This is a genomic window from Pseudovibrio sp. Ad5 (assembly GCF_001623095.1).
In the GTDB taxonomy this organism is placed as follows: Bacteria; Pseudomonadota; Alphaproteobacteria; order Rhizobiales; family Stappiaceae; genus Pseudovibrio.
In genome coordinates this window covers 75872-95966 of record NZ_LMCH01000063.1, presented here as the reverse complement: position 1 = coordinate 95966, position 20095 = coordinate 75872, and the positions used below count along the sequence as shown (strand labels likewise).

Sequence of the window (20095 nt, the reverse complement as noted above, 5' to 3'; positions counted from 1 at the left end):
ATTAGTGATGCCCTCAATTAAATCTTTGCGGATCGTAAGGGCTTATATCGTTATTGGGGCGTTTACCGCTGATCAGATCAGAGACCAGCCGCCCGGTTTTTGGACCGCCCGTCAGGCCGATGTGGTGGTGCCCAAACGCTGCATAAACACCGCTTTTGCCCACTTCACCGATGAGGGGGAGACTGTCCGATGGCGCAGGGCGGAAGCCCAACCATTCTTCTTCGCTTGATGCTTCCAGATGCGGGAAGCTCTCGCGAACCTTTTTCCGTAATAGAGCCAGAGGAGCCTTGGAAGCACCAGCTTCCAGCCCGCCAAACTCAACAACACCCGCACAGCGCAATCCCTGTGCCATTGGCGTTGCCACGAACTTGCCGGAGGCGACCATGATTGGTTGGCTCGGCTGCTCGCTCGGGTTCTTGAATAAAATGTGGTAACCGCGCTCGGCTTCCAGCGGCACGTTGATGCCAAGCTTATTCATCAAAGGCTTGGACCAGACGCCCGTTGCCAGAACGGCACGATCACACTCAAAACGTCCTCTGTCAGTCATGACGGCTGAAATTGAGCCGCCCGACAGATCGAAATCCTTCACTTCGGCCTGCACAAACGTGCCGCCCATCTCTTTGAAAATCTGCACCAGATCCTGAACATATGCACCCGGATCCTGAATGAACCCGTGATCACGCATCAACGCCAGCAGTTTGATGTTCCTGGCAAGGATTGGTTCCATCTCGTGAACGGCGTCACCTTCAATCAATTCCGGCACAAACCCAGCTTTGCGACGCAGTTCCCAGGTGTATGCGTCTGCTTCAAAGGCGGCTCTGTCGTTGTAGGCAAAGCTGTAGGTGCTTTCCTGAAGCCACTTAGCAGCGCTGGTTCCGTCCACCAATGCATGGTGTTGGTCCACACTGTCACCAACAATCGGCGTCAGCCCCTGCGCAATGCGGCGGGTTTCCTTATCCGTTGCGTGCGACAGATAACGTGCCAGCCAGCCAGCCAGCTTCGGCAGGTAGCTCCAACGCAGGAACAGCGGAAAGTTTGGATCCAGCAGAAGCTTTGAGCCTTTCAGGATCAGACCCGGCGCTGTGACTGGCGCCACGGAGCAGCTGGCCAGAACACACGCATTGCCAAAGGATGCGCCCATGCCGGGCTCACCCTTGTCGATGAGGGTCACATCATGACCCTCACGCTTCAACCATAAAGCTGCTGATACACCAACGATCCCTGCACCGATGACGACGACATTATTTTTATTCATGCAGCCCCCAGCACCGCACTCTTGGAAATCGCATAGTGCTCAACTTTCTCCAGATCCGGCCGGCCTCCCAAGCCTGCCGTTTGCGGAACGATCACATCGCCGCCTCTGGTTTCAAATGGCGTTTCCATAAGGTCTTCTACTAGGAAGTATTTTGCCTGATAAAACTCACAAGCTAAAGTGATTTCTGGCGTTGCAGCAATCATATGCGTTCCGGCAAGGTGGGCGAGGCCGGATTCAAACATGTCGCCGCCATAAGCACTCATACCAGCGGTTGCGGCCATGCGGGCTACAGTTTGGGCCCGAGTCAAGCCTCCACTCTTCATTATTTTGACTGAAACACCGTCAGCTATCCCCATGTTAATCGCGGTCAGCATATCCTCTGGCCCAAAGATGCTTTCGTCCGCAAGAAGCGGCACATCGATGGAATTTCGGATAGTTGCCATAAGTTCCCGAAGGTTATGCGCAACGGGCTGTTCGATAAAATCTGGTTGAAAACTCGCGATGTCGCGAACGCACGCAAGGGCACTATCGTGGTGCAGACCCTGATTGTAGTCCACACGAATGGAAAACTCAGGATAGCTCATGCGTAAGCGCTCCATACGCATCATATCAAACTCATGACCTTTGAAGCCGGTTTTGAGCTTGATGATGCGCACACCATCCTCTTTCAAACGTTCCATCAATGCCAGATCACGATCAAAATCAGGATCAGCAATAGAACAGGAAAGAGGGATCGTATCGCGGCATTTGCCACCCAGAAGCGCCCAGACCGGCAAATCAGAGATTCGCCCTTGCAGGTCGAGCAGTGCGGTTTCCAGGGCTGCTTTCGCCTCAGTACAATGAGCAACCGCCTTTTGGGCGTCCTTCATGATCGTGGCGCGTTCACCAATGGTGCGGCCAACAACAAGCGGACGAATGTAGCGGTCGAGCGCCGCAAAGGTGGCTTCTGCAGAACCTGTGAAGACAGACCACGGCGAGGCTTCCCCCCAACCGGTTTCGCCCCCCTCCGCCGTTAAGCGGAGGATGACAATATCAACGGCGTGTTCAACAGAACCAATGCCATGGTCGCGGCGGGCATTTACTGGCAGCTGTACGTGCCAGACATCCATCCCGGTGATTTTCTGTTCAGCGTTCATGGCTCTTATCCCATCCAGCGGCGTACAGGTGCGTTTGCTTCTTCAAGAGGCTGCGTCACAACATCAATCAGTGTTGGACCGTCATGTTCGATTGCCTCTTTGAGCACACGCTCCAGATCATCAGGATTTTCAACGCGCCAGCTCTTCACACCATAAGCAGCGGCAACAGCGGCCTGATCAGTGCGGTTGAAGTCTACATTGTAGTAGCGCGCATCTGTGTCTGCATACTGGCTCGCTTTAATCCAGCCGTAGCTGGAGTTGGAGAACACGATGTACGTGATTGGCGCACGGGAGCGGCACACAGTCTCCAGCTCACCACAGGTAAAGCCGAAGGAGCCATCACCCATCATGGCAACCACTTTGCTGGTTGGGCGGCCATACCATGCACCCAGCGCAGCAGAAAGTGAGTAACCCAATGCGCCATGTGCGCGGTTGGTGATGAAGTAACGACCAGACTGCGGCAGCTGGTAATAAGCAGAGAAGTACGGGCAGGAGGTGCCCGGATCGGAGATCACTGTGGCATCAACCGGCAACACCTTCATCATCGCATCGATCACCCGTTCAGGACGGATTGGCGCTTCACCGCTTTGAGCCAGTTTGTTGAAGATCTCAAACTTGCGTTTCTTGATGTCTGCAACAGCAGCTGCACCGCCGAAAGTGTCAGCGCCCTGATCGCGTTTGTCGAGAACAGCGTTGACCTGCGCAAGGGACAGTTTGAGGTCACCAACAACGCCAACTTCCACTTCGTAGTTGGCACCGATCACCATCGGGTCGTTGTCGAAGTGAACAACACGGGTCTTGGCAGATGGCGCTTCCCAGCGGGACGTGGTGGTGGAACCGGCACGAGCCCCCATGAACACCACAAGGTCCGCGGAGGCCATGGCTTCCCATGTCTCGTCCGTTCCGCCATTGGACCCGACTACACCGACACAGTTTGGATGGGTTTCCGCCAGTGAGCCCTGACCGGAGATGGATGTTGCAACCGGAATGTCGAGACGGGAGGCCAGACGGTCCAGCTCTTCCATAGCACCGGCAATCACAACGCCGCCGCCGCACACAATCAGTGGCTTTTTGGCGGACAAGATTGCATCAACCGCAGCTTCAGCGGCACCTGGTGCAGGGGCCTGAGGGTAAGCCGGATATGACGTCAGTTGCTGATCTGCCCAGATGTCAGAGGCATCGACCGCATCATACTGAATGTCGTAGGGCAGGCCGAGATGAGCTGCACCGGAGCGACCGGTTGTCATGGCACGGAAGGCTTTACGAACCATCCGCGGAATGTGGTCAGCGCGCTTGATCACGGTGTTCCACTTGGTCAGCGGACGCATCAGCGCTTCCTGATCCACTTCGGTCAGTGGGTACTTGCCGTAGGATCCAACAGAAATGTCTGTCGTAATGCCAAGCACAGCATAAGAGCTTTCAGAGGCTTCGATCAGACCCGGCAAAATGTAGGTTGCGCCACCACCGGACGGCCCCTCACACACACCCGGACGTCCGGTCACTCGTGAATACGCATCGGCCATGTAAGTGGCGCAGCGCTCATCACGGGTCAAAACGTGGGTCATCTTGTGATCAAGCTTATACATCGCGTCATAAAACGGCAGTGTTGTATCGCCGCAAAGACCGAAAATGTGCTGGACGCCCTGCGCCTCCAGCATTTTTACCATGGCTTCTGCACCATTCATCTTATTCGTCACAGTGTCACCTATCAGACCCGTCCCACCTGTTAAGCAGGCAATTTACTAAACCCGAAGAATGCAGAATCGATTGCACTCAAAATTGTATACAGCACCATATTCAATATTGAGCGCAGGTCAAATGGAATGTACAGTTCATCTATGACGTGGTAAGTGCTGAGCCAATTTTTGGGGCCTGCGACGGCAGGATTGAGAGCGATTTTGGAATGACAAAAGCTGATAGCAACGTGGACCGCATCTACGAAAAACTACGGAAAATGGCGGCCTATTTCGAACTTAAGCCGGATGCCCGTATCAACGAGAGTGCGTTATCCACAGAGTTGGGGGCAAGCCGGACACCGCTGCGCGAGGCGTTGAATCGACTCGTGGCAGAAGGCTTCCTCACGTTCCAGAGTGGCCGTGGCTTCTTTTGCCGCCCCCTGAGCCCGAAGCTTATTCTCGACCTTTATGAAGCGCGTGTCGCCATTGAAACGGAGATTGTCCGCCTTGTTTGCCGCCGAGCCAGTGATGAAGAACTTCAGGACCTGATGGAGTTCTTGAAGTCCACTGAACCGGACTACGACAGCTGCGAAGACCCGATGGAGCTTTTGAGCATGGATGAGGCATATCACATGCGCATCGCCGCCCTGTCTCAAAGCAACGAGCTGGTCCGCATTCTGGAAAACCTGAATGACCGCGTGCGTTACATCCGTCTTGTCGACTTGAAATACCTGCGCGGCAAGACACCTGTTTCTACGCAGGAGGAAGCCCAGCTTTCGGCCCACCGTGTGGTGCTGACCGCCCTGATCAACCGGGACGAAGACAAAGCCGTTTCCACCATGCGTCATCATATTGAACGACGCCGCGATGAAGCTACAGAGGCAGTACGCATCGCCTATTCGCAGCTCTACGTTCCAGCAGATTAACGCGAGTACCAGAAGCAAAGCAGGTCGCAGGTCCCCAACACTTAACCTGCTTTGCCCCCCAATTTTATAGAAGAGGTTTTGAATTATGTCCGTTGAGTATGGAGGCAAGACCGTATTTGGTGCCTCAGTCGGCATTCTCATGCTGGAAACCAAATTCCCGCGCATTTACGGCGACATCGGCAATGCCCAGACATGGCCGTTTCCAGTGCATTATCGCGTGGTCCGCGGTGCGACCCCAAACAAGGTGGTGCGCAATGATCCGCGTGAACTGGTGGACCTGTTTATTGAAGCTGGCCGCGATCTGGTGCGGACAGGCTGTGACGGCATCACCACCAACTGCGGTTTTTTGGCCCTTATTCAGGACGAGGTGAAGGAAGCGCTTGGCGTGCCCGTTGCAACATCCTCCTTGATGCAGATCCCAGGCGTGCAGCAGCTTCTGCCGAAGAATAAGCGTGTAGGCGTCATCACCATTTCCAAAGAAACCTTGACCAAGGAGCACCTGAAAGCGGCAGGCGCACCTGAAGATACGGTGATTGTAGGCACAGATGGTCTGCGCAACTTCACCCGCGAAGTGCTGGATGACTATGACGCCATCAACTTTGAAGATGCCCGTCTGGATCTGTTGGATGCTGCCGCAGAATTGGTGACTAAAAACGAAGGTATTGGCGCCATCGTGCTAGAGTGCACCAATATGGTGCCCTATGCCAACGACATCCGCAAACTCACCGGATTGCCCGTCTATTCCATCTACACGTTCGTGAACTGGTTTCAATCCGGTCTGGTTCCGCGTAAGTTCCCGCTGGAACTGGATGACCCGCGTTTGAATTTAGCGACCTACGGAAATTAATCGATGTCGAAGCCTAGTCAGATTGAAGAGATAAACACAAACGGCCTCGTTTTGCTTGGCTGCGGAAAGATGGGCTCAGCCATGCTGAAGGGCTGGCTGGAAGCAGGCGTTCTGCCTTCCAGCACAACTGTGATTGATCCTTATCCATCTGACTGGTTGAGTTCACTGGAAGATCACGGACTAAGCCTGAACAAGCAACTACCAGCAGCTCCCGCAGTGTGTATTCTGGCCGTGAAACCACAGATGATGGGGGATGCAACCCCTCAGGTTGTTGCGTTAGGCGGTGGTAACACCGTGTTCATTTCCGTTGCAGCAGGCACAAACCTGACCACACTTCTTTCTCTGGTGGGTGAGGGTAGCCCGATCATCCGTGCCATGCCAAACACACCGGCAGCTATTGGACGCGGCATCACCGCGCTCATTCCAAACAGTCATTGCTCGGAAAGCAATCTGGCTATGGCACAAGAACTGCTCGCCGCTGTTGGTCAGACCGTTGTGCTGGAAAACGAAAGTCAGATGGATGCTGTAACTGCAGTCTCCGGCTCTGGACCTGCCTATGTGTTCCACCTGATCGAGTGCCTCGCCAAAGCGGGTGCTGAGCAGGGCCTGCCAGAAGAGCTGGCCATGCAACTGGCAAAAGCCACCGTTGGCGGAGCAGGACAGCTGGCAGAAGATGCCAGCGACGACCCTACCCAGCTGCGCATCAATGTGACATCACCAAACGGTACCACAGCCGCGGCGCTTGATGTGCTCATGAACGAAGAAGACGGCATGCCGCCACTTCTTTCCCGCGCTGTTGCAGCTGCCAAAAAACGCAGTGAAGAGCTGGCCTAGTCTCCTGCGTTATCACAAGATTTGAAAACCCCGCCTTCCATCAGGACGGCGGGGTTTTCTTTTGCCCTGACACACTCTCAAGACTTTGGGCTTGACCAATTTCAATTATTATATAACCATACGGTTATGCAACAGGTGAACCAGACACCCCAACCAGAAAACCTTGATGCCGTGTTTGCAGCACTGGCCGATCCAACGCGCCGTGCAATCCTGACCCGGCTCGCCAATGGAGACGCATCGGTCAACGAGCTGGCTGAGCCATTTTGCATGAGCCAACCTGCCGTCTCAAAGCATCTGAAGGTTCTGGAACGGGCAGGGTTGGTTGAACGCGCTATAGACAAGCAACGCCGCCCGGCACGGCTCAAAGCCGAGCCCATGCGTGAGGCGGTTAAATGGCTGGAAGAATTTAGCAAGTTCTGGTCATCCAGCTTTGATCAGCTGGATGACCTTCTGGAGGAATTGAAGAAATCCGAGAGTTGAGGAGGGAATTGGAATGAGTGAACTACCAACCTATGTACTGGAACGCACCTTTAACGCCCCGCGCGAGCTGGTTTGGCGCACATGGACGGAGCCGGATCTTATTTCGCGCTGGTACGGCCCCAACGTGGAAAGCATCGTCCACCAGCTGGACGTCAAACAAGGTGGCCTGTGGCTTCATGAGATGAAGTGGGGAGACAATTCCAACTTCCAACGCGTTGAATATACAGAGGTCTCAAAACCTTCAAAACTGGTATGGCTGCATGCAACCTCTGACGCTGATTGGAATGTGATTGCCAGCCCGATGATGCAGGACTGGCCTCGTGTATTGCTGACCACCGTTACCTTTGATCAAGACGGCGACCAGACCAAAATGCGCCTCACATGGGTTCCCCATGACGCCACAGAGGCCGAGATCGCCTGCTTCGAGGCAGCCATCGGCGGCATGAACCAGGGCTGGAATGCCGGTATGGGCCTACTGGAAGAACTGCTCGCCGAGCTTCAGGCAAGTTTGGCGACGTAAGTTGTGGTGGAGACCTCTCCTCAGCCCCGACCTCTCCCTTGGAGGCGGGGTTTTTTCTTGCGCGGATTGTCGCATTCTCCCCCTCAGGCAACAGCTTATGCGCAGAAATGTGCCCTATCGGAAATAATATAAGTATTTTCTCTCATTATATTTTTGCATATTACCGAGCGGAATAGTTCAAAATTTAATTTGTTATTAGTAAGTGCACCATACCCCTAAAACTAACAGTGGTATTCTCAGAAAATACCCGCAGCGGAAAATAAGAATAGCAACGGGGCACTTATGCACTTTTCCGGAATTAACCTGACCACCAAAATAGCTTCAACCGTTTCATTTGCCATTGTCGTAACAATCGGTGTTCTTGTGCTGGCCGCAGACCTGTTACTCTGGGGTACGCTGAGCGATGAGGTGGACAAACGTCACAATATCAATCTTCGCATCGCGGCTGCACAGTTCCAGCAGGAACTCCCATCAGCAACCGTGAAGTTGGATCACAATTCTAATGTTGCCAAAATCATCACAAATGATCCTCTGAGCTTTTCAGGGAACGATCTTGTTGACCAGATTGGGCATCTGACTGGCGAGACCGCAACTGTTTTTGTGTGGGATGACGCGACCCAGGATTACTGGCGCAAAACCACCAACATCAAAAACAAAAAGGGCGAACGCGCCGTCGATACACCACTCGGCAAGACTGGCAGTGTTTATCCAATTATCAAGTCCGGCAAGACCTTCCGCGGTGAAGCCGACATCCTCGGCATGGCCTATTACACCCTGTACCAACCAATCTTTGACAGCAACAATCGCGTGATTGGTATTCTTTATGTAGGCGTTGAAAAATCCCACATTGAAGCGCAGGTTGATAACGTCACCTGGAACCTGCTTTACGCCGCGCTTGGGCTGGGGCTTGTTCTTGTTTTGATGGCCTACTTCGGCTTCAAGTTCATGCTGAAGCCGATTCCTGTGATGACGAAGGCCCTGCGTGATTTATCCGAGAACAAGATGGACATCCAAATTGCGTATTCCACCCGCTCTGATGAGATTGGCGAAATGGCGCAAGCGATCGAAGTTCTGCGCCAGAACAACGTAGAGCGTATTCGCCTGCAAGAGCAAAGCGATGATGAATCCGGTGCTCGCGAGGAACGTCAGAGCCGCATCGAGAACCTGTTGAGCCAGTTTGGTGCCGAAGTCACGCAAGCACTGCAGAGTGTGGATCAGCGTTCTGCGGAAATGGAACACACCGCCACCCGCCTGACCGGCATTGCAGAGGATTCTGCTCTGCGTTCCAACTCCGCTCGTGATGCCTCCGAAGAAGCCTCAGCCAATGTGCAGACGGTTGCGACCGCAGCTGAAGAGCTGAGCGCCTCCATTGAAGAGATCAGCCGCCAGTTGGGTGAGACCAACCGTGTGGTGGGTGCCGCAACCAGTGGCGCAGAAGAAAGCAGCCAGAAGGTTCAGGCGCTTGACAGTGCTGCGCAAAAGATCGGCGAAGTCGTCAACCTCATCCGCGATATTGCAGAGCAGACCAACCTGCTGGCGCTCAACGCAACCATTGAAGCAGCACGTGCTGGTGAGATGGGCAAAGGCTTTGCAGTTGTGGCCTCCGAGGTGAAGGAGCTGGCAACCCAGACCTCCAAGGCAACCGAGGAAATCTCTGCGCAGATCTCAGGCATCCAGAACTCCTCCAAGGAAACCGTGGAAGCCATTGTTGGCATCAGCGACACCATGAGCGAAGTGAACAAACACGCCACTTCCATCGCCAATGCTGTTGAACAACAGGGATCCGCGACGATGGAGATCAGCGAGAACGTTCAGATGGCAGCACAGGGTACTCGCAGCGCAGCACACAACGTGAGCGAGGTGTCAGTGAAAGTAACGGAAACACAAGAAGCGGCCTCTCAGGTGCTTGACGCATCGCAGGCAGTTGCATCCAACGCAGCGCTACTGCGCAAAACCATCAACTCCTTTATGGATGATATTCGCGCCGCCTAAGCACTATGCCTCTTAGGAGCATAATGACTTGAAGAGGCCCTGCATTCCATTGGTGATGCAGGGCCTTTTACATTCAAACGAAATGATCATCGCCCGTTCACTCACCTGTTTTTACAAGTGAGGCACTGATAGACCAGCTGGAGCAAACATGAAAAACCTCAAATCGAAACTCCAGCTAATGGCCTGTACGTTGCTTGCGAGCGTGAGCTTATTACTGACGAGCGGTCATTTCACTGCGGCCTTAGCGTCTGATCAGGACCTGATCCTCATTGCTGCGCCATCCATTGCTGATACCTACGATGATCCCGAGTATGCAGCGCTGTTTCAGGATATTGTGGATTTCGATATCGCCTACGCAAATGCTGTTTATGGCAACGACGAGGTGCGGATCGTTGTGGATGCACAGACGCGGTCTTACTTCAAAGGCAAGGTGCCGGATAAGGTCCTTATCAATGACTATCTCCCGCATATTTGGGCGCGGGATTACACCGTCATCAACCCAGGCAAACCAGTTCAGTTCCGCTATACCCCTGTCACCTTTGAAGGGGATCAGGCGGTCGCAGATGAAATGCAGGGCGGCTTCAATGCCTTTGCCAATGCGAAGGGGCTGACATTTGCTCAAACCGATTACCTATTGGATGGCGGTAATATCGTTGATAATCACGCAGGCCGGGTGATCACCACAACGCGCTTTCTGGAAGACAATGACCTGTCCTATGAAGACGGCAAGGCGGTTTTGAAGGAGCTGCTGAACGCTAAGGAAGTCGCGATTTTGCCTCCCGATGAAGAGGTGATGGCTCACAGCGATGGCATGGTGATGTTTGCGGAAGACAACACCATCATCCTCAACCGCTATGACGCCCCCATGAGGACCGAGATCACCGAGGAACTGGAGGCATCTTTTCCAGGCATCAAGATTGTTGAAGTGGACGCCATGTGGAATGAGGAGGATCTGTCCAGCGCCTGCGGGGTCAACGTCAACGCGACGATGACCAGCAAATTCATCTACATGCCGCATTTTGGCGACCAGAACAGCGATGATGTCTTAGAGACCATCCAAGCCAACACCAGCAAGACGGTTATTCCGGTGCCAGCCAAAAAGGTTTGCAAGCTGGGCGGTTCAGTGCGTTGCCTCACCCTTCAGCTGAAAGGCAAAGCAGCGCAGGCAATTCTGAGAGATTAAGTCAGCAAACACGGGGCACTGCTCTGCTGCACTCAGAAAATCTGGTTGATTGCATCCAGAAGGCCCAGTGTCGCTGTTAGCAGCAAAAAGCCACCTAACCCTGGCACGACCCAGTTGAACACCTTGCTTTCATCAAAGACCTGAAGTGAGAGCTGTCCCAGAAAACCGTAGGCCAGAAAGCAGATCAGAGCGATCAGGCCGATGGGCAGAAAAACAGAGCTCAACGCCCCAACGCTTGCTACAATTTCGCTGTTAACGAATTGCGGAAACAACGCCACAAAAAACAGGATCGCTTTTGGGTTGAAGAAGGCAATGAGAAATCCAGTCTGAAATCCCTCTGTCGCTTTGGAAAGCTGTTTTTCCGGTCCTGCAGTATCCAACCGAAAGCTCCTGCCGTGGCGAATAAAGATGTAGCCGATATAGGCGATATACAGCGCTCCAACCGCCTGCACTGTGAGCAGAACCCGAGGTTCCAGCGACACCACGGAGCGGAAGGCGAAAAAGGCAATTAACGCTTGCCCTAAAGAGGCGGTGACATTCCCCAGTGCGGGCGGAACAACACCGTTCACGCCTCCCCGGGCGCCCTCAGCAAATGCAAGCGCCATGCTGGGGCCGGGGATGATCGACACAGAAAAAATAGCTATGCAATACAGGATGAGTTGGTCTGCACTCATTTAAATTCTTTCAATAACATTCTGGCGATTGTTCGCGGTGTTGTCGTGACTGATCACACCTGTTTGAATCGCCTCTCCAATTTTAAAACCTTCATGGATGTAGTCATCAATAACTTTTTGGCCTTCTTCCTTTTTCAGGAGCCTGACAATATGGCCCATGAACACGTCCCCCAAAATGGAAAGACACTATTCATGTTCACCCTCAATAATCAGGGTGTCATCTACTAAATCTTGCAGTGTCGAAATCTGAGCAGCATCCACGTCTCCTGCGTCGAGCATGGCTTGGAGACGGTCTTTTTTCAAGCCTTCATAGAACAGCGGAAGGGAGGTTCAGAGTATCCTTATCTATACTTGCCCGAATAATACTCTTTGGTTTCCGCACTACTGTTCACTGCTAAAGAGTTTTAGCGGCTATTCCGGGTCTTTTTTCTTTGCAATCACCAGCTGACCGGCGATTGGATGTCCTTGTTCCAAACGTAGGACCATTTCAGTGCGATCAAGGAGTTCGAGATTGTTCTGCTTCAGCAGGTTCTCAAGGTAATCCTGCGAATGGGCATAGCGACAGTACTTTCCCATAAGATAAGGTTGGCCGCCAAATGCCTCTTCCGGCTGGGTCTCCGTTGAAAAGAGGAAAATACCACCGGGAGCCATGTTTCGGGCGATATTTAAAAACATCTCGTCCAAAGTCCCATTGTATGGAATGACATCTGTAGAGATCACAAGGTCCCAGGGCTCATGGCGGCTTTGCTTCAGAAATTGAGTGATCTCGCCTTCATGCAAGACATCATAAATCTCTTTCTCTCTTGCTTTCTCAAGCATCTCCGCAGAAAGGTCTAAACCAATTTTGTGAGTGACCTGATCCTTGAGCACCTCACAGCAAAGTCCTGTTCCACAACCAAGGTCCAGCATTCGCTTGAAGGGTCCAACCTCAAGCGTAGCCATTCTCTCCTTAACTTTTTCAGGGAGGGCGTACTTCAGGCCATCCAGCAGCCTTTTGTCATAAGTCTCAGACATTTGGCCAAACAGCATCAGCACATGGGCCTCGGGCATACAGCTGGGGACATTGCCTTTGCCAATAGCTGCCAGATGAAGTGAAGCACCAACACTATCATCTGGATCATTGCGCAGAATGTGCTCAAAGGCCTCTGCTGCTTCATCAAATTTGCCTGCAGCTTCCAAGTCTAAAGCGTTGTTGAGCTCAAAAAAACTGGAAAGAATATCTGCAACCGGATCAAACTGATTTTCGTCGTCAATACCGTTTTTCATGACTACAGCTCTCTGGTTTTATTAGAGCGCAGTGAGCCATAAAACACTTAATTACCTATCCGCACAGTCCAGTTGATCTTCCGAAAACTGTAATCAGTGTGCGATTGGCTGCCACTGTTCCATGCTTTTGATCTCACAAGGAAACTTGGCCATATCGCAATTTTAGAATAGAATTTGAAGAGGCTCTAAGAGCCTTGAGAAGGCGGGAATGTATTCGCGTTGAGGCGGAGGCGCCAGTCCACAATAACGCGGACTGACGCCATATTTGCTTAGCCGAGGATTTTGCCAAGGCTCATGGCGACCATCTTGTCGCCGCCGATCTTGATCTTGCCCATCATCACAGCTGTCATCGGGTTGACGGAACCATCCACCAAGCCTTTGAAGGTCTTCGCAGAGCAAGAGATTGTGCAATCAGCCTCTGCTTCTTCTGCGCGCGCGCCGTTCTCGTCGACGATGATGAAGCCCTCATCCTTGATGTTGAGCGCAATCGATTTTGACATATCGACGCCATCAAGTTTGCCGTTGATCCCGGTTACGATCTTCTGGATGAATTCGGACATCTGTTCCTCTGGCTGTTTTCTGTTTAGGGCGGGCAGGACCCTCCCAATTGTTGCAGCTACCTAACCCTATTGCCTGCAAACTACAAGCGCCTCAATGGTCTAGTATAGGTTAACCACTAAACCAATTCGTCATAGTGCCAGGCAATATGGTCTTGCATAAAGGAGGCAATGCAATAGTAGCTGTGATCGTAGCCACCATGCATGCGCAGAGTCAGGTCAACGCCTTCGTCACGGCAAACCTTTTCAAAGACCCAAGGCTTCAGCTGTTCTTCCAAGAACCCATCGGCAGAGCCCTGATCGATCAGGATACGGCCTTTCCAGCCGCGAGACTTGACCAACTCACAGGCATCATAATTTGCCCATGAGGAGCGATCTTCACCGAGGTAACCTGAGAAGGCTTTCTCACCCCACGGGCAGTTGATTGGGTTCACAATTGGCGCGAATGCAGACACGCTCTTGAACAGGCCCGGGTTCTTCAACGCTAGCGTCAACGCGCCATGACCACCCATGGAGTGACCCGTCAGGCCCATAGCGCTCAGATCAATCGGGAAGTGTTCCTCCAAGATCTCCGGCAGCTCCTGCGTGATGTACTCTTCCATGCGGTAGTGCCTGGCCCAAGGCTCCTGCGTTGCGTTCAGGTAAAAGCCAGCGCTTTTGCCCATGTCCCAGCCATCATTATCCGCCACATCGTCACCACGTGGAGACGTATCCGGTGCAACGATGATCATGCCCATCTCTGCTGCTGCACGCTGGCTGCCAGCTTTGGAGACCATGTTTTCCCAGGTACAGGTCAGACCGGAGAGGAACATCAGGGTAGGGCACTCTTCGCCATTCAGCGCACGGCGCGGCAGAAACACCGCAAATTCCATTGGCGTACCGGTGGCTTTACTATCGTGGCGATAAACGCGCTGCTCGCCATCAAAACAGCGCCAGCTTTGGATCAGCTCAATCATAATAGCTCTCTCACAGCGTACTCCCGAAAAGCGGTTCCGGTTTTCGGATAAGAATACGCATTAAAATGAAGGCCTAAGCAGAGCAGATGTCCGCTTAGACCTTATCAATACGAAAACCCAGAGTATGGCTTAGAACGTCACAACCGAACGGATGGACTTGCCTTCATGCATCAGATCAAACGCAGTGTTGATCTCATCCAGCGGCATGGTGTGGGTGATCATGTGGTCAATGTCGATCTTGCCATCCATGTACCAGTCCACGATCTTCGGCACATCCGTACGACCACGCGCGCCACCGAAGGCTGTGCCTCTCCAGGAACGACCAGTCACCAGCTGGAATGGACGGGTGGAGATTTCCTGACCTGCGCCAGCAACACCGATGATGATGCTTTCGCCCCAGCCTTTGTGGCTGCACTCAAGCGCCTGACGCATGGTGGTTGGGTGGCCGATACACTCAAACGTGTAATCCGCACCGCCGCCCGTCAGATCAACAAGGTAAGGAACCAGATCGCCTTCAACTTCCTTCGGGTTGACGAAGTCAGTCATGCCGTATTGTTCTGCAAGCGCCTTTTTGCCTGGGTTGAGGTCAACACCAACAATCTGGTCAGCACCGATCAGACGCAGGCCCTGCACAACGTTAAGACCAATACCGCCAAGACCAAACACAATAGCCTTACAGCCTGGCTCAGCCTTTGCTGTGTTGATCACGGCGCCAACACCTGTGGTCACACCACAACCGATGTAGCAAACCTTATCAAACGGCGCATCCTTGCGGATCTTCGCCAGAGAAATCTCAGGCAGAACGGTGAAGTTGGAGAAGGTACTGGTGCCCATGTAGTGGTGAATCTTTTCACCATTGATGGAGAAGCGGCTGGACCCGTCTGGCATTACGCCTGCACCCTGTGTGGAGCGGATGGACTGACACAGGTTGGTCTTCGGGTTAAGGCAGTACTCACACTCGCGGCATTCCGGTGTGTAAAGCGGGATCACATGATCGCCCGGCTTCAGCGAGGTAACGCCTTTGCCCACTTCGCGCACAATGCCTGCGCCTTCATGGCCTAAGATGGCCGGGAACAGACCTTCCGGGTCATCACCGGACAGGGTGAAGGCGTCTGTGTGACAGATACCTGTTGCCATGATTTCAACCAGAACCTCAAAAGGCTTCGGGCCGTCCAGCTGAACTGTCTCGATGGAAAGAGGGGCTCCGGCTTTATAAGCAACAGCGGCGCGTGTATCCATATTGTGAACCTATACGTCTTGTTATAGACCCGCCGGATGTGGCGGGACCTCCCCAAAATTGATTAAAGCGGCGCACACCTCCCGCGTGTCACCCCTAAACTTGCACCAGTAACTTATAACGCGCAGAACCCCGAATTGCATCAGCGAATTCAGGAGTTTTGCGTAGAGACTAAAGTTAGTAACAAACAACATATTTGAGTGCACAGAGTGGACGTCATTGCGCAATTCAATCATTGCTTTGTTGTCTTCAGGAGAAAAATATGAGTGGCATGACAAAGAGCAAGATTCTCGAGTTTTCGCGCGGGTATCCGGTTTATCTTTTTGCGCTGACACTCGCAGGCATCACGGCTTGTCTCGCCTTCTACCTACTTGCAATCTTCCCACCAATCGGCTTTGTGATGTTGTATATCCTGCAAGACAGGATCCCGCTCACAACGATCATCCCTTTCATTGCAGGGCCCGCTCTACCGGCTGCTATTGTCTTTCACCTCTTCCTCAGAAGAACACGGCTCAGGCTCCCCGTTGGCGCCACCCTCATCAGCTATCTTGCTGGCACCAGCACAGCCATTTTGCTCATGCCCGTCATCGCAATGCCGTCAGTTACGATGTTGGACAGTTTTCTCATCTTCCTCGCTATAGCCTGCACCGTAGGTTACGCATTCGTCTACTGGCAACGCATTCCAAAACGCTCTAAAGCAGATACTTGATCGCCAGAACGATCCCGCCAAGCAGCAGTAGTGTTTCGGTGACAATGACGAACAGGTGCTGATGGCCGAGGCTGACGAGGGTTTTCAGGGTGGTCATGACTCCAAGTGCCGAGATCGCGATGACGAGGCACCAGGTGGAGGCATCGACGAGGATCAGGCGCGGTGTCTCGGGTATCCAGCCCAGTGAGTTCACCACAACCAGTGCTGCGAACCCGAAGGCGAAATAGGGGACAGGGGCTTTGGTCTGAAGAGCAGTCGTTGTGGCGTTGCTTTTGGTATGCAGCCACTTGGCGGACCATACCGAGATGATGAAAATCACCGGAAGCAACATCATCACTCGCATCAGCTTGACCACGGTGCCGATTTCACCTGCGCTGTCTGACACAGCAAACCCAGCACCCACCACCTGCGCCACATCATGAATTGTGGCGCCAAAGAAGATGCCGAGCTGCACATCGGTGAGGCCGAACATCTGTCCGATACTGGGGTAAAGGATCATCGCGAGGGTTGAGAGGGCTGTTACGGCAATGACAGTGAACAGCGTGTTCTGCTCGTTTTCCTTGGAGTTTGGCAATACGGTGGAAATCGCCAGCGCTGCAGATGCTCCGCAAATGCCAACAGCGCCTCCCGTCAGCAATCCAAAACTGGCGGAGCGTCCGAGTAAGCGAGCCACTACAAGGCCAACAAACAGCATGGCCAGCACCGAGAGGATCACCAGAGCCAGCGTTTGCCAACCGAGCGCAAGGATCTGTGCAAAGGAGACGCGTAGACCAAGCAGGATCACGCCCAGTCGCAGCACCTTTTTAGCCGCAAAACTCAGGCCTGCCTGACAGTTTCCATCCTCATAAATAGAATGCACGGCCATGCCGATGAGCAGGGCGTAAAGCATCACCGGCCCGCCCTGATGCTCGGAGATATAACGCGCAGCAATGGCGATCACTGTCGCAATGATAAGGCCGGGAATGATCTCACGGCCCTCTTTCATCCACTTGGAGAAGAACGGGCCAGAGCTTTCCGGTTGATCTGGCAGGCTGGAGTCGGCTGGCATAAAACTCACCCTTGCAAGTGCCTTTGGTCCCCAGTGCTTCAGTTAAGAAGCACTTCAGACACCATACGGATGCTGCATGGTGAAGTGGTTACGCCAGCCAAAGAAACCGCCACACCCCATGGCAATTCAGGGGGCGTGGCCTGACTGTTTGGCGGGAGCCTATTGTGTTTCGCTAACCTTTGCTTGCTGCACAGAGACGCCAACAAGGCTGAGTGCCAGTCCCGCACACGCAATGAACGCAGTGAGGGCAAGCACCAGCCATCCCGTATATTCAACGGAAGTAACCAGACCAACAAACAAGCCGGAGAGTGGCAGAGTGAAGTTGTTGAACAGGATGATCACACCAACCGTCTTACCATAATCTTCCGGCGGAATGATCTTCTGCCGTGCACTGCGGATGTAGACGTTAAACATGCTGTCAAAGCCAAGGATCACGCAGTACCCCAACAGGTAAATCCAGTAGTTGCTCGTGAACCCGGTGATCACACCGCCAACAACCAACCCGCTGTATGAGATAATGCCGATATGAGTCAGCTTCAGGCGGCTCGCACCTGTAACCAGCAAAACCGCGAAGGTGACAATCGCCCCAACGGATTGCAGCAGCGCGTAGAATTCCTCGGACTGCTCATAAAGGCCGGTGACCATACTGGCAGAGGTTGCCAGTGTGACACCGAAGACCAGATTGACCAGCGCAGTGAGCGCCACAATGCGCTTCAACCCCGGCAGGTAAAACAGATGATTGAGCGCAATACGGAATGGCTTGGTCCAATGCCCATCCAGCGGCTTGGCCTCTTTCAACTCCACGTCACTGAGACGGCGCCAGATGGAGATGAGCGCATCGGCACTGACAAACAGTGCACCTGACATGACCACGACAATTTCCCAGCCGAACACGTTGAACAGAGCCGCGGCAATAACCGGCCCCAACACGATGCAAATCTGGTCAACACTTTGCGCGTAGGATTGCACTTTGGTGAAGGTCACGTCTTTGAAGATTTGCGGCAGCATCACTTCGCGAGCCATGAACCCTTGCGTGGTAAGCACGCCTGAAAGGGCCGCAATGGCAACAATCCAGCCCACATGGGGCATAAAGTATTGGCCAACAAGGCCAAGGGCACAGACCAGTGAGCGGCCTGCCTGAGAAATGCGGATCAATGTGACGGGAGAAAAACGGTCCGCTAGAATTCCGCAGACGGGAAAGCACAGAATGCGCGGCAGCGTTTCAGCCGCAAAAGCAAGGCCGGAAAGCGACACACTGCCAGTGGTTTGGAAGACAACAAGAGGAACGACGAAAAGCAGCAGTTGGTCTCCTAAACGAGAACCAAACATGGAGCCAAAGAACACAAAAACGGAGCTTTTCACTCTGTATTCCAGTCATAATTGGATGAGGAACGAATAGTAGGGCTCGCGGCACAAGAGCAATCCGCTGAAGATCAGGGAAGGTGGGAGAAGGCCATCAGCGTAAGAGGATCAGCTTGCAGGTTGCGTCAGCGAGTTATTTTTGTGGGGCGATCTTGGTTTGAAGATCATCCAAAAAGCGAGAAACAGTCTCCTTGTTTACGCGGAAATACACCCAGTTGCTGTTGCGCGTGAGCGTCACCAGACCGGCATTCACCAGCACCTTCATATGGTTGGTTGCTGTGGGCTGAGAAATGCCGAGTTTTCGAGCGATTGCTCCCAGACAAACCCCATGCTCAATCAGGTCGCCATGCTTCTGCGGCGGAAAATGCGCCTCAGGGTCCTGAAGCCACTCCAGAATGGTCAACCTGTTCTCATTGGCGAGAGTTTTAAGGATTTCAATCAAGCTCATGTAAATAACATATAGGCAACAGGCTATATAGCAACATTACAATATAGCTTATCAACTATATTCAAGGATCCGCGTTGGAGAGGGACATGCACTCTCCTCATCTCAAGCTTTCACAACACCATTGAAACAACCCGGAAAATGCGATGTTATGGCCGTATTGCTCTAAGATTTTTAGTTTCAAGAAAGTTGCTGTTGTGCTGATACTCCGCCAGATACTCTCTTACATCTGCTGCGCTTTCCTCGCGGTTCTCTTCTCAACCGCAGCTTTGTCGGCTCCGTTATGGCTGGAAGCTAAAGGGGAGGGTAGCCCAACCATCATCTTCATCAGTGGGAATGGAAATGATGCCTCGGTTTGGAAAGGCATTGAACCACACTTGCGCAAGGTGGGTGCTCAAACCGTGATCTATGACCGCGCCGGTTTAGGCAATAGCCCGTTATGGGAAGGGCCGTACACCGTTGAAGGCGAAGCTGAAGATTTGCAAGCAGCACTGACGACACACGGTGTAAGCGGTCCTATCATCCTCGTTGCCCACTCCTATGGCGGCTATATCGCAAGCCTACTGGCTGAGAATATGGTGCAGGTGAAAGGTCTTGTTTTTGTAGATGCAGGCATCCCGGCGGATATGAGCCTGCAGCTGGCCGATTACGTCCTTGCCGAATACACACCGCGCTTCGAGGCACTCGAAAAAGCAGCACCTGAGCTGGCAAAAGCAATCATTCCGGTGGTGAAAGCCTACCCAACCACAGCGAAACGCATGCGCACGGTGAGCATTCCTGAGCATCTGCCTGTCATCGACATCCTCGCAGAAACATCATGGGTGCAGGACGAGACGATCGTCAGCCAAATGCGCATGGCCCACGCAAATTTCGTCGCGGCCTCCCCAAACCGCAGCAGCCTGTTTGCCAAAGGCAGCGGACATAACGTGATGAAAGACAAACCGCGCTATGTGATCGAGGCCATCACACGCATTTTGGAACAACTACGGTAA

At 53.0% G+C, this 20095-nt stretch carries 21 protein-coding genes; 9 read left to right on the top strand and 12 right to left on the bottom strand.

Going from position 1 to position 20095, the window contains the following annotated elements:
• Positions 1-13: 13 nt before the first annotated feature.
• Genes PsAD5_RS20170 through PsAD5_RS20160 form a run of 3 tightly spaced genes read right to left on the bottom strand, consistent with a single transcriptional unit; the run spans position 14 to position 4088 of the window.
• Positions 14-1255 carry an NAD(P)/FAD-dependent oxidoreductase gene (locus PsAD5_RS20170; protein ID WP_063293409.1) on the bottom strand — a complete coding sequence of 414 codons (1242 nt, stop codon included), beginning with the start codon at positions 1253-1255 and terminating at the stop codon, positions 14-16.
• Positions 1252-2391 carry an enolase C-terminal domain-like protein gene (locus PsAD5_RS20165; RefSeq protein WP_057461377.1) on the bottom strand — a complete coding sequence of 380 codons (1140 nt, stop codon included), beginning with the start codon at positions 2389-2391 and terminating at the stop codon, positions 1252-1254. Before PsAD5_RS20165 ends, PsAD5_RS20170 begins: the two co-directional genes overlap by 4 nt.
• A 5-nt stretch (positions 2392-2396) precedes the next feature.
• Entirely contained in the window at positions 2397-4088 is a 1692-nt protein-coding gene (locus tag PsAD5_RS20160; RefSeq protein ID WP_063293408.1) for a thiamine pyrophosphate-binding protein, read from the bottom strand.
• 206 nt (positions 4089-4294) lie between these two features.
• Between PsAD5_RS20160 and PsAD5_RS20155 the strand changes: the two genes are divergently transcribed.
• The 7 genes from PsAD5_RS20155 to PsAD5_RS20125 all read left to right on the top strand — a co-directional run bounded on the left by PsAD5_RS20155 (position 4295) and on the right by PsAD5_RS20125 (position 10849).
• Positions 4295-4993 carry a GntR family transcriptional regulator gene (locus PsAD5_RS20155; protein WP_008551148.1) on the top strand — a complete coding sequence of 233 codons (699 nt, stop codon included), beginning with the start codon at positions 4295-4297 and terminating at the stop codon, positions 4991-4993.
• 85 nt (positions 4994-5078) lie between these two features.
• Entirely contained in the window at positions 5079-5840 is a 762-nt protein-coding gene (locus PsAD5_RS20150) for an aspartate/glutamate racemase family protein (RefSeq protein WP_063293407.1), read from the top strand.
• Between the two features lie 3 nt (positions 5841-5843).
• A complete protein-coding gene (gene proC / locus PsAD5_RS20145) occupies positions 5844-6674 on the top strand; it encodes a pyrroline-5-carboxylate reductase (RefSeq protein WP_063293406.1) in 831 nt (276 codons plus the stop codon).
• Positions 6675-6800: 126 nt separating this feature from the next.
• Positions 6801-7154 (top strand): ArsR/SmtB family transcription factor, encoded by a 354-nt coding sequence (locus tag PsAD5_RS20140; protein WP_057461380.1) that lies wholly within the window; start codon positions 6801-6803, stop codon positions 7152-7154.
• Positions 7155-7167: 13 nt separating this feature from the next.
• Positions 7168-7674 carry an SRPBCC family protein gene (locus PsAD5_RS20135; protein WP_063293405.1) on the top strand — a complete coding sequence of 169 codons (507 nt, stop codon included), beginning with the start codon at positions 7168-7170 and terminating at the stop codon, positions 7672-7674.
• A gap of 282 nt (positions 7675-7956) precedes the next feature.
• Entirely contained in the window at positions 7957-9666 is a 1710-nt protein-coding gene (locus PsAD5_RS20130; protein ID WP_063293404.1) for a methyl-accepting chemotaxis protein, read from the top strand.
• 148 nt (positions 9667-9814) lie between these two features.
• Complete coding sequence (locus PsAD5_RS20125; protein ID WP_063293403.1) at positions 9815-10849, top strand: agmatine deiminase family protein; 1035 nt, start codon at positions 9815-9817, stop codon at positions 10847-10849.
• A gap of 32 nt (positions 10850-10881) precedes the next feature.
• Here the strand turns inward: PsAD5_RS20125 and PsAD5_RS20120 are convergent, their stop codons facing one another.
• The 6 genes from PsAD5_RS20120 to PsAD5_RS20100 all read right to left on the bottom strand — a co-directional run bounded on the left by PsAD5_RS20120 (position 10882) and on the right by PsAD5_RS20100 (position 15541).
• Positions 10882-11523, bottom strand: coding sequence for a LysE family translocator (locus PsAD5_RS20120; protein ID WP_063293402.1), 642 nt, complete (start codon positions 11521-11523; stop codon positions 10882-10884).
• Positions 11524-11682, bottom strand: coding sequence for a hypothetical protein (locus tag PsAD5_RS28085; protein WP_161831198.1), 159 nt, complete (start codon positions 11680-11682; stop codon positions 11524-11526). It abuts the gene before it with no gap.
• A gap of 252 nt (positions 11683-11934) precedes the next feature.
• A complete protein-coding gene (locus PsAD5_RS20115) occupies positions 11935-12789 on the bottom strand; it encodes a class I SAM-dependent DNA methyltransferase (RefSeq protein ID WP_063293401.1) in 855 nt (284 codons plus the stop codon).
• Positions 12790-13058: 269 nt separating this feature from the next.
• The gene (locus PsAD5_RS20110) at positions 13059-13349 is read right to left on the bottom strand and encodes an SCP2 sterol-binding domain-containing protein (protein ID WP_057461386.1); all 291 of its coding nucleotides are present in this window, start codon (positions 13347-13349) and stop codon (positions 13059-13061) included.
• Between the two features lie 116 nt (positions 13350-13465).
• The gene (gene fghA / locus PsAD5_RS20105) at positions 13466-14302 is read right to left on the bottom strand and encodes an S-formylglutathione hydrolase (protein ID WP_063293400.1); all 837 of its coding nucleotides are present in this window, start codon (positions 14300-14302) and stop codon (positions 13466-13468) included.
• Between the two features lie 129 nt (positions 14303-14431).
• Positions 14432-15541 (bottom strand): S-(hydroxymethyl)glutathione dehydrogenase/class III alcohol dehydrogenase, encoded by a 1110-nt coding sequence (locus PsAD5_RS20100; protein WP_057461388.1) that lies wholly within the window; start codon positions 15539-15541, stop codon positions 14432-14434.
• Positions 15542-15801: 260 nt separating this feature from the next.
• Between PsAD5_RS20100 and PsAD5_RS20090 the strand changes: the two genes are divergently transcribed.
• Positions 15802-16248 (top strand): hypothetical protein, encoded by a 447-nt coding sequence (locus PsAD5_RS20090; RefSeq protein ID WP_063293398.1) that lies wholly within the window; start codon positions 15802-15804, stop codon positions 16246-16248.
• On the opposite strand, the gene PsAD5_RS20085 is transcribed toward PsAD5_RS20090, so the two are convergent.
• The 3 genes from PsAD5_RS20085 to PsAD5_RS20075 all read right to left on the bottom strand — a co-directional run bounded on the left by PsAD5_RS20085 (position 16232) and on the right by PsAD5_RS20075 (position 19106).
• On the bottom strand, positions 16232-17296 hold the full coding sequence (locus PsAD5_RS20085; RefSeq protein WP_063293397.1) for a YeiH family protein: 1065 nt from the start codon (positions 17294-17296) through the stop codon (positions 16232-16234). The genes PsAD5_RS20090 and PsAD5_RS20085 overlap by 17 nt on opposite strands.
• Positions 17297-17455: 159 nt before the next feature.
• Entirely contained in the window at positions 17456-18658 is a 1203-nt protein-coding gene (locus tag PsAD5_RS20080) for an MFS transporter (protein ID WP_063293396.1), read from the bottom strand.
• A gap of 133 nt (positions 18659-18791) precedes the next feature.
• A complete protein-coding gene (locus PsAD5_RS20075; protein WP_063293395.1) occupies positions 18792-19106 on the bottom strand; it encodes an ArsR/SmtB family transcription factor in 315 nt (104 codons plus the stop codon).
• A 143-nt stretch (positions 19107-19249) separates the two neighbouring features.
• Between PsAD5_RS20075 and PsAD5_RS20070 the strand changes: the two genes are divergently transcribed.
• Positions 19250-20095, top strand: coding sequence for an alpha/beta fold hydrolase (locus tag PsAD5_RS20070; protein ID WP_084406015.1), 846 nt, complete (start codon positions 19250-19252; stop codon positions 20093-20095).

What these genes read in the sequence shown, in the direction of transcription:
- PsAD5_RS20170 (WP_063293409.1), bottom strand. Translation starts at nt 1,255, where the DNA reads ATGAATAAAAATAATGTCGTCGTCATCGGTGCAGGGATCGTTGGTGTA.
- PsAD5_RS20165 (WP_057461377.1), bottom strand. Translation starts at nt 2,391, where the DNA reads ATGAACGCTGAACAGAAAATCACCGGGATGGATGTCTGGCACGTACAG.
- PsAD5_RS20155 (WP_008551148.1), top strand. Translation starts at nt 4,295, where the DNA reads ATGACAAAAGCTGATAGCAACGTGGACCGCATCTACGAAAAACTACGG.
- PsAD5_RS20150 (WP_063293407.1), top strand. Translation starts at nt 5,079, where the DNA reads ATGTCCGTTGAGTATGGAGGCAAGACCGTATTTGGTGCCTCAGTCGGC.
- proC (WP_063293406.1), top strand. Translation starts at nt 5,844, where the DNA reads ATGTCGAAGCCTAGTCAGATTGAAGAGATAAACACAAACGGCCTCGTT.
- PsAD5_RS20140 (WP_057461380.1), top strand. Translation starts at nt 6,801, where the DNA reads ATGCAACAGGTGAACCAGACACCCCAACCAGAAAACCTTGATGCCGTG.
- PsAD5_RS20135 (WP_063293405.1), top strand. Translation starts at nt 7,168, where the DNA reads ATGAGTGAACTACCAACCTATGTACTGGAACGCACCTTTAACGCCCCG.
- PsAD5_RS20130 (WP_063293404.1), top strand. Translation starts at nt 7,957, where the DNA reads ATGCACTTTTCCGGAATTAACCTGACCACCAAAATAGCTTCAACCGTT.
- PsAD5_RS20125 (WP_063293403.1), top strand. Translation starts at nt 9,815, where the DNA reads ATGAAAAACCTCAAATCGAAACTCCAGCTAATGGCCTGTACGTTGCTT.
- PsAD5_RS20120 (WP_063293402.1), bottom strand. Translation starts at nt 11,523, where the DNA reads ATGAGTGCAGACCAACTCATCCTGTATTGCATAGCTATTTTTTCTGTG.
- PsAD5_RS28085 (WP_161831198.1), bottom strand. Translation starts at nt 11,682, where the DNA reads ATGGGCCATATTGTCAGGCTCCTGAAAAAGGAAGAAGGCCAAAAAGTT.
- PsAD5_RS20115 (WP_063293401.1), bottom strand. Translation starts at nt 12,789, where the DNA reads ATGAAAAACGGTATTGACGACGAAAATCAGTTTGATCCGGTTGCAGAT.
- PsAD5_RS20110 (WP_057461386.1), bottom strand. Translation starts at nt 13,349, where the DNA reads ATGTCCGAATTCATCCAGAAGATCGTAACCGGGATCAACGGCAAACTT.
- fghA (WP_063293400.1), bottom strand. Translation starts at nt 14,302, where the DNA reads ATGATTGAGCTGATCCAAAGCTGGCGCTGTTTTGATGGCGAGCAGCGC.
- PsAD5_RS20100 (WP_057461388.1), bottom strand. Translation starts at nt 15,541, where the DNA reads ATGGATACACGCGCCGCTGTTGCTTATAAAGCCGGAGCCCCTCTTTCC.
- PsAD5_RS20090 (WP_063293398.1), top strand. Translation starts at nt 15,802, where the DNA reads ATGAGTGGCATGACAAAGAGCAAGATTCTCGAGTTTTCGCGCGGGTAT.
- PsAD5_RS20085 (WP_063293397.1), bottom strand. Translation starts at nt 17,296, where the DNA reads ATGCCAGCCGACTCCAGCCTGCCAGATCAACCGGAAAGCTCTGGCCCG.
- PsAD5_RS20075 (WP_063293395.1), bottom strand. Translation starts at nt 19,106, where the DNA reads ATGAGCTTGATTGAAATCCTTAAAACTCTCGCCAATGAGAACAGGTTG.
- PsAD5_RS20070 (WP_084406015.1), top strand. Translation starts at nt 19,250, where the DNA reads ATGTTATGGCCGTATTGCTCTAAGATTTTTAGTTTCAAGAAAGTTGCT.